We start from the raw sequence: 12,135 nt of genomic DNA on the forward strand, positions 1-12,135 counted from the left end.
GGCGAGAGGGGGCGAGACGGGGTGAGAGAGGGCGGGGTGAGGAGGGGCGGGGTTGGCGGGGGAGCGCCGGGTGGGCGGACGGCTCAGAGGAGAGGTGGCGGGTGGGGGTTAGCGTGCGGGACATGACCGACTCCGTGGACCGACGGTCCGCTTTCATCGTCGACGTGTTGACCGAGGAGTTCGGCGCGTCGATGGCGCTCGACCCGGCGGCGTTCCGCCGGAAGTTCCGCAAGATGGCCGCCTCCCCGTTCGCCTTCTACCGGGGCAGCGCCTCGTTGTTCTACGCCGACCAGCGCGGTGACTTCGCCGACGACGCGTTCCTCGACGAGCAGACCAGCCGGGTGTGGATCCACGGCGACCTGCACGCCGAGAACTTCGGCACGTACATGAACGCCTCCGGGCACCTGGTGTTCAACGTCAACGACTTCGACGAGGCGTACGTCGGGCCGTTCTCCTGGGACCTCAAGCGGCTCGCCGCCAGCGTGGCCCTGATCGGCTACGCCAAGGCCCTGTCCGACCGGGCGATCGGCGAGCTGGTCACCGGCTTCGCACAGTCGTACCTGACCGAGCTGCGGGCCATCGCCGCCGGTGGGGACGACGCGATCGGCTCGATCACCCTGGACAACGCCGACGGGGTGCTGCGCCGGGTGCTCCAGGAGGCCCGGCTGAACACCCGGGTCGACCTGCTGGCCGCGCAGACCACCGTCGACAACTACGAGCGGCGGTTCTCCCTCGGCGACGGGGTGTTCGAGATCGACGCGGAGACCCGCAAGAAGGTCTGCGCCGCGTTCACCGGGTACCTGGACACCCTGCCCCCCTCGACGGCCCGGCTGCGACCGGTCGCCACCCAGATCAAGGACGTGGTGCTGCGCAAGGGGGTGGGCATCGGCTCGGCCGGGCTGCCGTCGTACAACCTGCTGCTGGAGGGGCACACCGAGGCGTTGGAGAACGACGTCGTCATCTACATGAAGCAGGCGCAGGTGCCGGCGGTGGCCCGGCACATCGACGACGAGCGGGTCCGGGGCTACTTCCGGCACCAGGGGCACCGCACGGCCGAGTCGCAGCGGGCGTTGCAGGCGCACGCCGACCCGTGGCTGGGCTTCACCGAGCTGGACGGGGCCGGTCAGCTCGTCGCCGAGGTCTCCCCGTACGCCGCCGACCTGGACTGGTCGGACGTCAACGAGCCGGACGAGCTGGCCGGGGTGCTCGCCGACCTGGGTCGGGCGGTGGCCCGGATGCACTCGGTCGCCGACGACGAGTCCAGCCACGACCTGGTCGACTACTCGACCGAGGAGGCGATCGTCGCCGCGATCGGCGACGACACCGACGGCTTCGTCGGGCACCTGGTCGAGTTCGCCCACGCGTACGGCGTCCGGGCCCGCACCGACCACCAGCTCTTCGTGGATCTGTTCCGCAACGGCCGGCTGCCCGGCATCTGAGCCGGCCCGTCGGGCGTCACACCCCGAACTCCAGCACCACCTTGATGTCGTCGTCGGCGTGGGCGTACGCCTGTGCGTACGCCGACACCGGCACCCGGCGGGTGATCAGCGCTTTCAACCACGACTGGTCGGCCTGGGCGAGCGCCCGGGCGGCCAGGTCCCAGTGCCGCCGGTTGGCGTTGACGGAGCCGAACACCACGTTGTTCTCCAGCACCAACGCCCGGTTGAGCGCCCCGGCGTCGAAGTCGATGGTCCGCCCCCCGCTGGACACCCCGGTCAGGCAGACGATCCCGGCGGGGCCGACCTTGCACATGGTCTCCAGCACCACGGTCGGCGCGCCGGTGCACTCGACCACGACGTCCGGCTCGAAGTCCAGCTCGTCGACCGGCACCGTGTGGTACGTCGCCCCGAGCGCCCGGACCAGGTCCGGCTTGGGACCGGTGGTGTTGCGGTCCAGCACGTGCACCGACAGGCCACGCTGGACGGCCAGCAGGGCCGCCAGCAGCCCGATCGGCCCGGCCCCGGTGACCAGCACGGTCTGTGGTTTCCACTCCGCCCGGGTGCCGATCTGCGCGATGTGGTCCCACGCCTTCGCCACCACGCTCGCCGGTTCGAGCAGCATGCCGACCGGGGCGAGGACGGGGTCGAGCCCGACGGCGAACTTCGGCTGTACCCGCCACCGTTCCCGGGCGAAGCCGGTCAGCCCCTTGATCCCGTGCTCGGTGTACCGCCCGTTGCGGCACATGTCCCACTCGTCGACGGCGCAGTTCGGGCAGGGCACCGGGTCGGGGTGGCGGACGATGCCGGCCACCAGGTCGCCGGGTTGCAGGGTGCCGGACGGGTCCTCCAGCACCCGGCCGAGGGACTCGTGGCCGAGCACCAGTTCCCGCTGGCCGGGCGGGGCCTCCCCGTAGTCCCCGGCGATGATCTCCTGGTCGGTGCCGCAGATGCCGACGGCGACCGCCTCGACCAGGATGGCCCCCTCCTCGGCCGGCGGCTCCGGCCAGTCCTGCACCAGCCGCAGCGAGTCGCGGACCCCGGGAGTCACCGTCACAGCGCGCACGGCCCCATCTTTCCCCGCCCCGCCCCGCCCCGCCGGCCAAAGTGCCAGATGCCCGCCCCCGCCCCGCCGGACGAGCCCGCCGGGCCCGCCGGACGACGCCCGCCGGAACAGTCGGAAGATGCGGCGGGGGGTCGTCCGTTCACCTCATCCTGGTGTCCGCCGGGCGCGTACGACCGGGCGGGCGGGCCCGGCGTCGGGGCGGCGGCCATAGGATCAACCGCATGACTCCGGAAGAGGTCGGTCGGCGGGTGGTCGCGCTGCTCACGCCGGTCGAGGCGACCGCGTCGGTGTCCGGCGGGCAGGCCCACGCCCGGGCCACCGTCGACGTACCCCCGGTGGCCTGGGCGGACACGCTCCGCGCGGTGCGCGACGACGCCGAGCTGGCCTGCGACTTCTTCGACTGGCTCTCCGCCGTCGACGAGTTGGCCGCCGGCTTCGACGTGGTGGTGCACCTGTGGTCGACCCGGCACCGGCACGGCGTGCTGCTGCGGACCCGGGTGCCGAGACAGTCGCCGACGGTGGCGTCGGTGGTCGATGTGTTCCCGGGCGCGGCCTGGCACGAGCGGGAGACCCACGAGATGTTCGGTGTCGACTTCACCGGCCACCGGGATCTGGCCCCGCTGCTGCTGCCGCCCGAGTTCGAGGGGCATCCGCTGCGCAAGGAGTTCGTGCTCGCCTCCCGGGTGGCCAAACCGTGGCCGGGGGCGAAGGAACCGGGCGAGTCCGAGGCCGGTGGCGGTCGTCGGGCGGTCCGCCCGCCCGGGGTGCCCGCCCCGGGGGAGTGGGGCGTGGTGCCGGCCCCGGCCGGCCCGGCGACGGTGGGTGAGGGCGCTCCGGCCCGCGCGCCCCGGGAGCGGCCGGCCCGGCCCGCCGCGGGGGCCCGTCCGCCGCGTACCCCCCGCCCCGGCGCGGCCGGCGACCCCCCGGCGGTCGCCGACGGCCAGGCCCGCGGTGACCAGGGTGGCGACGAGGGGGGTACGGCCTGATGCCGACCTGGTTGGAGCTGGTGATCCGGATCGGCGGGGTGCTGCTGGCGTTCCTGACCCTGCCGCTGATCGTCGGTCAGGCCGAGCACAAGGTGATGGCGCACATGCAGGGCCGGCTCGGTCCGATGTACGCCGGTGGCTTCCACGGCTGGGCGCAGCTCGTCGCCGACGGGATCAAGTTCGTCCAGAAGGAGGACATCACTCCGCGCGAGGCGGACCGGGCGGTGTTCCGGCTGGCGCCGGTGGTGGCCCTGGTGCCCTACCTGCTGGTGCTGCTGGTGATCCCGCTCGGCCCGGACGACCTGGTCGGGCAGCCGCTGGACATCGGCCTGTTCTTCGTCCTGGCGGTGGTCGGGGTCGGCGTGGTGGCGGTGCTGATGTCGGCGTGGGCCTCGGCCAACAAGTACAGCCTGCTCGGTGGGCTGCGCGGGGCGGCCCAGCTACTCGGCTACGAGCTGCCGCTGGTGCTGGCCGCCGCCTCGGTGGCGGTGGCGGCCGGGACGCTGAGTCTCGGCGGGATCGTCGAGGCGTGGCAGCCGTGGTGGCTGCTCTGGCAGGCCCCCGCCATGATCGTGTTCTTCGTGGCCGGGCTGGCCGAGATCCGACGGCCCCCGTTCGACATGCCGGTTGCCGACTCGGAACTGGTGTTCGGCTACATGACCGAGTACACCGGGTTGCGGTTCGCGTTCTTCCTGCTCGCCGAGTACGTCGGGATCGTGGTGATCGCCGCGCTGACCACCGTGCTGTTCCTCGGCGGCTGGCAGGGCCCGTTCGCCGACGCACAGCTCGGGTGGCTGTGGACCCTGCTGAAGGTCTTCGCCGTCTCGTTCGTGATCATCTGGCTGCGGGTGTCGTTCCCCCGGCTGCGGGAGGACCAGCTCCAGCGGCTGTGCTGGCTGGTCCTGGTGCCGGCCGCACTGGCCCAACTGGTCCTCACCACCGCCGTACGCCTCACCCTGAACTGAGCGTCGGCCCGGAGGGGCCCCGGGACACTGTCCGGGGCCCCTCCGGCGCGCTCACGGCGCGGCGTAGAGCAGGCGGTTCGGGGAACCGACCCCCGGGTTGACGACCTTGCCGGTGGTGGCGGCGCTGATCAGCGCGCTCTTGGCGGTGGCGAGGGTCGCCGACGGGTTGGTCTGCCGGTAGCGGGCCAGCCAGCCGGTGACGTGCGGGGCCGCCATCGAGGTGCCGGACCAGCCGCTGGCCACGGCGGTGTTCGAGGCGATGCCGGCGGAGGTGATGTCCACCCCCGGGGCGAAGATGTCGACGCAGGTCCCGTAGCTGGAGAACGAGGCCCGGTTGTCGTTGATGTCGGTCGCCGCGACGGTGATGCCCCGGCTGGACCGGGGGCCGTTGGTGCAGGCGTCGGTGTTGAAGTTGTTGGCGATGAACACCGGGTACACGCCGTGGTCGATCAGGTTCTCGATCGAGGTGTTCGCCGAGGTGCCGTAGCCCTGGAGGCTGAAGTTCGCCACCGAGACGGCCGCGTGGTTGGTGGCCAGCCAGTCGACGCCCTCGATCAGGTCGGTGCTCCACCCGGAGTTGTCGCACTGGAGCACCCGGACCGCCCGCAGCGTCACCGACTTGGCGACCCCGTAGGTGGTGCCGCCGATGGTGCCGGCGACGTGCGTGCCGTGGCCGTGGCAGTCGTTGGTGCCGTTGCCGTCACCGACCGCGTCGTAGACCCCGGCGGCCCGGGTGCCGAAGTCGACGTGGGTGGCCCGGATACCGGAGTCGACGATGTACGCGGTCACCCCGGAACCGGTCGAGGTGTATCCGAAGCTGTTGCTCAGCGGCAGGTTGCGCTGGTCGATGCGGTCCAGGCCCCACGACGGCGGGTTGCTCTGCACGGCCTGGATGGACACGCCGCCGGCCTGGGCCCGCTCGGCGCGGGCCGTCGTCGGTCCGGTCCGGTCCGGGGTGGTGCTGGTCAGCCCGCCCTCGATCCGGGTGTCCCGCTCGACGTACTGCACGGCCGGGTCGTTGCGGACGGCGGCGAGGGCGGCCGGCGGCAGCACGGCGGCGTACCCGTCGAGGACCTGGGTGTAGCGGTTCAGCACGGTGCCGCCGGCCCGCTCGGCGACGGCGGCCGACTGGTCGGTGCGGGCGAGGCGGGCGGTGCGCTCGCCGCTGACCGGCTTGTCGGAGAGGACGACGATGTACCGGTCCGGCGCGGCTTGCGCGCTGCCGGCCAGCAGCGGCGCGGGCGCGGCCCGCCCCGGGCCGGGGGTGGCCGGTGCCGCGACGGCGGCGTTGGTGGTGGTGGCGAGCGCGCCGGCGAGAACACCGGCGAGTACGCCCAGACGTGCGGTCCTGCTACCCAGCTTGCGCAAGGCTAGATCCTCCTCGAAGGGGAGTCCGTAGTGGACTGGTAGCCCGTCGACGGGAATCGCGGCGACGGACATCCCCTAGTCGAACAGGTCATATTGACCATCGTGTTAACTCTTGGGCACTGAAGGTGAATGTGCGACAGCTCTCAGTGTCCGGATTCGACTGTGGTCCGGCGACCGGCCGGAACGGCGGTGGCCCGGTGACCGCCCGGCCGCAGTGGCTCGCGTTCAGGTGGGGCGACGGCAGCGCGCCCCCGCCCGGTGGTCCGGGCGGGGGCGCGTGGTCGGTGGTGGTTCAGCCGATCGGGGTGTGCTCCGCCGGCACCTGCTCGGCCGGCAGCGGGGGCGGCGGGGGCGTACCGTCGCCGAACGGCCGGCCGCCGAGCGCCTCCCGCCCGTGCGGGCTGAGCCAGTTGACCAGGTCCGGGCCGAGCGGCACCACCCCGGTCGGGTTGATGTCCCGGTGCACCTCGTAGTAGTGCCGCTTGATGTGGTCGAAGTCGATGGTGTCGCCGAACCCGGGGGTGGCGAACAGGTCCCGCGCGTACGCCCACAGCACCGGCATCTCGCTCAGCTTCTGCCGGTTGCACTTGAAGTGGCCGTGGTAGACCGGGTCGAAGCGGACCAGCGTGGTGAACAGCCGCACGTCGGCCTCGGTGATGGTGTCACCGACCAGGTAACGCTGGTTGGCGAGCCGGTCGCTGAGCCAGTCCAGCCGGTCGAACAGCCACCGGTACGCCTTCTCGTACGCCTCCTGCGAGCCGGCGAAGCCGCACCGGTACACCCCGTTGTTGACGTCGGCGAACACCACCGCGTTCACCTCGTCGATCTCGGCACGCAGCGCCTCGGGGTAGAGCTGCGGGGCGCCCTCGCGGTGGTACGCCGTCCACTGGGTGGACAGGTCCAGGGTCATCTGCGCGTAGTCGTTGGTGACCACCTGCCCCGTCGGCACGTCGACGATCGCCGGCACGGTGATCCCCCGGTCGTAGTCGGGGTAGCGGGCGAAGAACGCCTCGGCCAGCCGTTCGATGCCGAGCACCGGGTCGCGCCCGTCCGGGTCCAGGTCGAACGTCCAGCTCCGGGCGTCGTGGGTGGGCCCGGCCACCGCCATCGGCAGCGCCTCCTCCAGCCCGAGCAGCCGCCGTACGATGATCATGCGGTTGGCCCACGGGCAGGCCCGGCTGACGACCAGGCGGTAGCGGCCGGGCTCGACCGGGTAGCCGTCCCGCCCGTCCACGGTGATCCGGGTGGCGATGTAGCGCTGGTCCCGGGTGAACTCACCGCCCGGCTCGACGTACTTGCCGCCGCTCTGGGTCGCCGTCGTGCCGTTGCTCTCCGCCATCGTGTCGCCTTTCGTCCGCTTCGGCTCCCATCATGGCGGGTCCGGCTGCCGGCGGCACGGTAACGCCCGGGGTCGACACCCACCTCGACCGGCCGGCCCCGACCCGGCGGGCCTAGGCTGCCCGCATGATCGACGTGGAGGCGGCGGCCCGACGCTTCGTGGCCGACGTGTGGAACGCCGGCCGCGAGGAGTCGGCCGACGAACTGGTCGCCGAGGAGTGCCCGGGGCTCGGCGGCACCGGCCCGGCCGCGGTGCTGGCCTGGCACCGGGACCGCCGGGCCGCCTTTCCCGACCTGCGCTACAAGCTGGTGGACGTGGTGGCGACCGGGGACCGGGTGGCGCTGCGCTGGCGGGCCGCCGGCACCCAGGCGGGACAGTTCGGCCCGGTGCCGCCGACCGGGCAGGTGGTCAGCTACTCCGGGGCGACGTTCCTGCGCTTCGACGCCGCCGGGCGGATCGTCGACGTGTGGAGCGTCAACGAGCTGTTCCAACTGCTGCAACAGTTGGGTGTGGAGATGCTGCCGCCGCTCACCGACGCCGGGGCGTGATCCGGGCGACCGACAGGTTCACCGGGAACGGCTCACCGGTGTCGACGAACTTCGTCCACCGCCCGGTCTCCACGTAGACCTCGTTCACCGCGTCGATCCTGTAGGTGTGCACGACCAGGCCGTCGTCCTCCACCTCGATCCGCCAGTAGAACGGGATGCCGGCCTGCGCGTAGAGGGTCGGCTTGAGCACCCGGTCGATGGAGCGGGTGCTGGGGGAGACGATCTCGACAGCCAGCACCACCTCGTGCGGCTCGTACCGGGACGGCTCGCGGGCGGCGGCGGTGGACGTGGTCACCAGCACGTCGGGGATGAACGAGCGGGTCCGGTTGATCCGCACCTCAACGGCCTGGGTCACGTCGTAGTCGTCGGGGCAGTCCTCTTCGAGCGCGACCATCAGGCGGCCGGCGATGGTCTGGTGGACACGGGTGGGGGAGGGGGACACGATCAGCACTCCATCGAGAAGTTCGCGGCGGCGGCCGTCCTCGGGCAGCGCGTCCAGATCGTCAGTCGTCCAGCCGCCCTCCGGCGGATGGTCGTTCTGCAGCGCGGCGGTCATCGGTCGGTCCTTCCCGGTGCGTCGTTCTCCCCACCCGTGAGGGTAACGCCGGCAAACGCCGGGTGGTGGTCGCGCACGCCGTGGCCACAGGGCAGGATGACCCCATGAGCGAGCGAATCGGGGCGACACGGTGAGCGAGCACGGCGGGGGCACCGGCGGCGGGCTGGTGAAGGGGCTGGCGGTCACGTTGAAGACGATGACCCGCCGGTCGCACACCCAGCAGTACCCCGACGTCGCCCCCGAGTTACCGCCCCGCTCCCGGGGCGTGATCGCGCTGCTGACCGAGAACTGCACGGTCTGCATGCTCTGCGCCCGCGAGTGCCCCGACTGGTGCATCTACATCGACTCGCACAAGGAGGAGGTGGCGGTGGCCGGCGCGGCCCGCCCCCGCCAGCGCAACGTCCTCGACAAGTTCGACATCGACTTCTCGCTCTGCATGTACTGCGGCATCTGCATCGAGGTCTGTCCGTTCGACGCCCTCTACTGGTCGCCCGAGTTCGAGTACGCCGAGTACGACATCAAGGACCTGCTGCACGACCGGGACCACCTCGGCCAGTGGATGGCCACGGTGCCGCCGCCGCCCGCGCACGACCCTCACGGTGAGCCGGCCAAGGAGGAGACCACCGCCGCGCGCAAGGCCGCCGCCCCGACCAGCTCCGCCGCCCGCCCCACCGTGGTACGCCCCGAGCCCGGCCCCGCCACCCCGCCTGCTCCCGGCGTCGGACCGGTCGTCCCCGAGCCCGGCCCCGCCGATGACGGAGGTGCTCCCCGGTGACCGGTGCGGACGTGCTGCTGCTCGCCCTGGGCGCGGTGGCGGTCGGGTCGGGGGTGCTGGTGGTCGCCACGAAACACCTGGTCCGGGCCGGCCTCTACCTGGTGCTCTGCCTGGGCGCGCTGGCCGGCGACTACCTGGTACTCACCGCCGAACTGGTCGCCTGGGTGCAGGTGCTGATCTACGTGGGCGCGGTGGTGGTGCTGCTGCTGTTCGCGGTGATGCTGACCCGGGCCCCGATCGGGGCGTCCGACGACCTGGACCGGCCGGGCTGGCCGGCCGCGCTGATCGGTGCGGGCACCGGGCTGGGCCTGACCGCGCTGCTGGTCGACGCGTTCCGCTGGTCGACGGTGGAGCTGCCGGCGGCGGGCACCGCCGAGGGCATCGGCGAGCAGGTGTTCCGCTCCTGGGTACTGCCGTTCGAGGTGCTGTCGGTGCTGCTGCTGGCCGCCCTGGTCGGCGCGGTCATCCTGTCCCGCCCGGACATCGGCCGCCGCCCCGACGCCGCCGCGTCGTCGTCGCGCACCGAGGTCATCCGGTGAGCGCGAGGAGTGAGCCGGGTTTGCGAGCCCCGCAGTCGCGAACAGAGGTCATCCGGTGAGGCCGGTCATCCCGTACGTCACGGCCGCGCTGCTGTTCGGCCTGGGCGTCTACGGCGTGCTGCGGCGACGCAACGCGGTGCTGGTGCTGATGGCGGTGGAGTTGATGCTCAACGCGGTCAACCTGATCCTGGTCACCGCCGACACCACCGTGCGGGCGGTGCTGCCGCACTCCGGGCAGGTCTTCGCGCTGTTCGTGATCGTCCTGGCCGCCGCCGAGATCGGTGTCGGGCTGGCCATCGTGCTCCAGCTCTACCGGCTGCGGGCCAGCGTCACCGTCGACGACGTGCCGCTTTCCGAGCCGGCCGGGGACCGCGCCGGTTCGGCCGGTGACGTCGCGGCCGGGGCGGCCGGCGTACGCGCGGAGGCCGGGCGGTGACCGGGCTGCTCGGGGCGGCGCTGCCGGTCGTACCCCTGGTCGCCGGGTTGCTCGGGTTGCTGCTGCCGCCGGCACCGCAGGGCGCGACCACCGGGGAGGGCGCGGCCCGGCGGGCGGCGATCGGCCTCGGGGTGGCCGGCGCGGCCGGCGCGCTGCTGGTCGCGGTGCTGCTGCTGGTACGGGTCGGCGACCCGGTGGAGACCAGCGCCACCTGGATCGACCTCGGCGGGCTGCGGGTCACCCTCGGGGTACGGCTGGACGGCGTCGCCGCGCTGGTCGCCGTCGCCGTGGCGGCGGTGGCGCTGGCGGTGCAGGTCTATTCGGTGGCCTACCTGCGGCGCGGCCCGCACGACGACGTCGAGGTGGACCACCGCTATCCGCCCTACGCCGCGCAGATCAGCCTGTTCACCGCCGCGATGCTGCTGGTGGTGGTCAGCGGCGACCTGATCCTGCTGCTGGTCGGCTGGGAGGTGATGGGCCTCTGCTCGTACCTGCTGATCGCCCACGACCGACGGCTGCCCGAGGCGCCCGCCGCCGCGATGAAGGCGTTCCTGGTCACCCGGGTGGGTGACGTCGGGTTCCTGCTCGGCATCGCGCTGCTCGGCGTCTCCGCCGGCAGTTTCCGGATCGCCGACGTGCTCGCCCACGACCACTCCACCGGCACCCTGACCGCCGCCTGCCTGCTGCTGCTCGCCGGGGTGGCCGGCAAGAGCGCCCAGTTCCCGCTGCACACCTGGTTGCCGGACGCGATGGCCGGCCCGACGCCGATCTCCGCGCTGATCCACGCCGCGACCATGGTCGCCGCCGGGGTGTACGCGGTGACCCGGCTCTACCCGCTGTTCACCCGGGCCCCGGTGGCGCTGGCGGTGCTCGGCGTGCTCGCCTCGATCACCCTGCTGCTCGGTGCGCTCGCCGCCACCGCGCAGGACGACCTGAAGCGGGTGCTCGCCTGGTCGACGGTCTCCCAGCTCGGCTACATGACCGGCGCGCTCGCCGTCGGTGCCCCGGCCGCCGCGCTGTTCCACCTGCTCACCCACGCCGCGTTCAAGGCGCTGCTGTTCCTCGCCGCCGGTGCGGTGATCCACGCCGTCGGCACCACCCTGCTGTCCCGGATGGGTGGGCTGCGCCGCAGCATGCCTGTCACCTTCTGGTGCACCCTGATCGGCCTCGGTGCGCTGGCCGGCGTGCCGCCGCTGTCCGGGTTCTGGAGCAAGGACGGTGTGCTCGCCGCCGCCGAGGCCGCCGCGTTCGACGGCACCGGCCCCGCCCCGGCCTGGGTCGGTTGGCTGGTCTGGCTGGCCGGGCTGCTCGGGGTGCTGCTCACCGCCGCGTACGCCACCCGGCTGCTGCTGCGCGCCTTCTTCGGCGAGCCCCGGCTGCCGCTGCTGCACCCGCACGACCCCCCGGCTCTGATGCGTTGGCCGGTGCTGCTGCTGGCCGTCCCGGCCGCGCTGCTCGGCCTGGCCGGCTTCACCAGGTGGTTCTGGCACCGGCTCTTCTTCCCGACGGTGCCCACCCTCGCGCCCGGGGACCAGGTTCTCGTCCACCTCGGCCCGGCGGTGCTGCTGCCGCTGGTGCTGCTGCTGGCCGGGGCGGGGCTGGCCTGGGCCGGCTGGCGGCGGGACCCGGCCGCCGATCCGGCCCGCGTGCTGGGTCCGCTGCGGCCGGTGTTCGCCCGTGCCTTCCGCCTCGACGACCTGCAACACACCCTCGTGGTACGCCCCACGACGGCGCTCGCCCGGGTGACCCGTACCGGTGACGAGGTCGGGGTGGACGGCCTGGTGGAGGGGATCGGCCGGGGAGCGTCCACGCTCGGTGCCGGGCTGGCCGCGCTGCACCGGGCGGCGCTGCCCCGCGCGACGGCGGCGGTGCTGGCCGGTGCCCTGCTGATCGGCCTCGCCGCCGCCCTGATCGGAGTCTCCTCATGAGCGCGAGGAGTGCAGCGCAGCGGAGCCCCGCAGTCGCGAACGGAAGGTCAGTCCAGTGAGTGTGGGGCAGGTGTTGCTGGTCGCGGTGCTGGTGCTGCCGGCGGTGGGGGCGGCGCTGGTCGCCGTGCTGCCCGGTGAGCGGGCGGCCCGGGCTTTGGGCACGGCGGTCGCCGGCCTGACCCTGGTCGGGACG

The 12,135-nt window shown here is 73.0% G+C and carries 12 protein-coding genes; 8 read left to right on the forward strand and 4 right to left on the reverse strand.

The annotated features are described in order from the left end of the window. Positions 1-122: 122 nt before the first annotated feature. Positions 123-1,439 carry a DUF2252 domain-containing protein gene (locus ACOJTC_RS22195; RefSeq protein WP_420118325.1) on the forward strand — a complete coding sequence of 439 codons (1,317 nt, stop codon included), beginning with the start codon at positions 123-125 and terminating at the stop codon, positions 1,437-1,439. A 16-nt stretch (positions 1,440-1,455) separates the two neighbouring features. Here the strand turns inward: ACOJTC_RS22195 and ACOJTC_RS22200 are convergent, their stop codons facing one another. Next, on the reverse strand, positions 1,456-2,502 hold the full coding sequence (locus ACOJTC_RS22200; RefSeq protein ID WP_420118326.1) for a glucose 1-dehydrogenase: 1,047 nt from the start codon (positions 2,500-2,502) through the stop codon (positions 1,456-1,458). A 221-nt stretch (positions 2,503-2,723) separates the two neighbouring features. Here ACOJTC_RS22200 and ACOJTC_RS22205 point away from each other — a divergent pair, with 221 nt between their 5' ends. Beyond that, positions 2,724-3,488, forward strand: coding sequence for an NADH-quinone oxidoreductase subunit C (locus ACOJTC_RS22205; RefSeq protein WP_420118327.1), 765 nt, complete (start codon positions 2,724-2,726; stop codon positions 3,486-3,488). Next, positions 3,488-4,453, forward strand: coding sequence for a complex I subunit 1/NuoH family protein (locus ACOJTC_RS22210; RefSeq protein WP_420118328.1), 966 nt, complete (start codon positions 3,488-3,490; stop codon positions 4,451-4,453). The genes ACOJTC_RS22205 and ACOJTC_RS22210 overlap by 1 nt, the downstream gene beginning before the upstream one ends. A 51-nt stretch (positions 4,454-4,504) precedes the next feature. Here the strand turns inward: ACOJTC_RS22210 and ACOJTC_RS22215 are convergent, their stop codons facing one another. Both ACOJTC_RS22215 and ACOJTC_RS22220 read right to left on the reverse strand, forming a co-directional pair. Next, positions 4,505-5,821, reverse strand: a complete 1,317-nt coding sequence (locus ACOJTC_RS22215) for a S8 family peptidase (protein ID WP_420118329.1) — start codon at positions 5,819-5,821, stop codon at positions 4,505-4,507. Between the two features lie 292 nt (positions 5,822-6,113). Beyond that, positions 6,114-7,160 (reverse strand): glutathione S-transferase family protein, encoded by a 1,047-nt coding sequence (locus ACOJTC_RS22220; protein ID WP_420118330.1) that lies wholly within the window; start codon positions 7,158-7,160, stop codon positions 6,114-6,116. Between the two features lie 125 nt (positions 7,161-7,285). Between ACOJTC_RS22220 and ACOJTC_RS22225 the strand changes: the two genes are divergently transcribed. Continuing rightward, a complete protein-coding gene (locus tag ACOJTC_RS22225; protein ID WP_420118331.1) occupies positions 7,286-7,708 on the forward strand; it encodes an ester cyclase in 423 nt (140 codons plus the stop codon). On the opposite strand, the gene ACOJTC_RS22230 is transcribed toward ACOJTC_RS22225, so the two are convergent. Beyond that, positions 7,689-8,264, reverse strand: coding sequence for a Uma2 family endonuclease (locus ACOJTC_RS22230; RefSeq protein ID WP_420118332.1), 576 nt, complete (start codon positions 8,262-8,264; stop codon positions 7,689-7,691). The genes ACOJTC_RS22225 and ACOJTC_RS22230 overlap by 20 nt on opposite strands. Positions 8,265-8,394: 130 nt before the next feature. Between ACOJTC_RS22230 and ACOJTC_RS22235 the strand changes: the two genes are divergently transcribed. Genes ACOJTC_RS22235 through ACOJTC_RS22250 form a run of 4 tightly spaced genes read left to right on the forward strand, consistent with a single transcriptional unit; the run spans position 8,395 to position 11,942 of the window. Next, positions 8,395-9,039, forward strand: coding sequence for a NuoI/complex I 23 kDa subunit family protein (locus ACOJTC_RS22235; protein WP_420118333.1), 645 nt, complete (start codon positions 8,395-8,397; stop codon positions 9,037-9,039). Beyond that, complete coding sequence (locus ACOJTC_RS22240; protein WP_420118334.1) at positions 9,036-9,578, forward strand: NADH-quinone oxidoreductase subunit J; 543 nt, start codon at positions 9,036-9,038, stop codon at positions 9,576-9,578. Before ACOJTC_RS22235 ends, ACOJTC_RS22240 begins: the two co-directional genes overlap by 4 nt. Positions 9,579-9,633: 55 nt before the next feature. Next, entirely contained in the window at positions 9,634-10,014 is a 381-nt protein-coding gene (gene nuoK, locus ACOJTC_RS22245; protein ID WP_420118335.1) for an NADH-quinone oxidoreductase subunit NuoK, read from the forward strand. Further along, the gene (locus ACOJTC_RS22250; RefSeq protein ID WP_420118336.1) at positions 10,011-11,942 is read left to right on the forward strand and encodes an NADH-quinone oxidoreductase subunit L; all 1,932 of its coding nucleotides are present in this window, start codon (positions 10,011-10,013) and stop codon (positions 11,940-11,942) included. The genes nuoK and ACOJTC_RS22250 overlap by 4 nt, the downstream gene beginning before the upstream one ends. The last annotated feature ends 193 nt before the right edge of the window (positions 11,943-12,135 follow it).

Source organism: Micromonospora sp., from assembly GCF_048594385.1.
GTDB lineage: Bacteria > Actinomycetota > Actinomycetes > Mycobacteriales > Micromonosporaceae > Micromonospora > Micromonospora wenchangensis.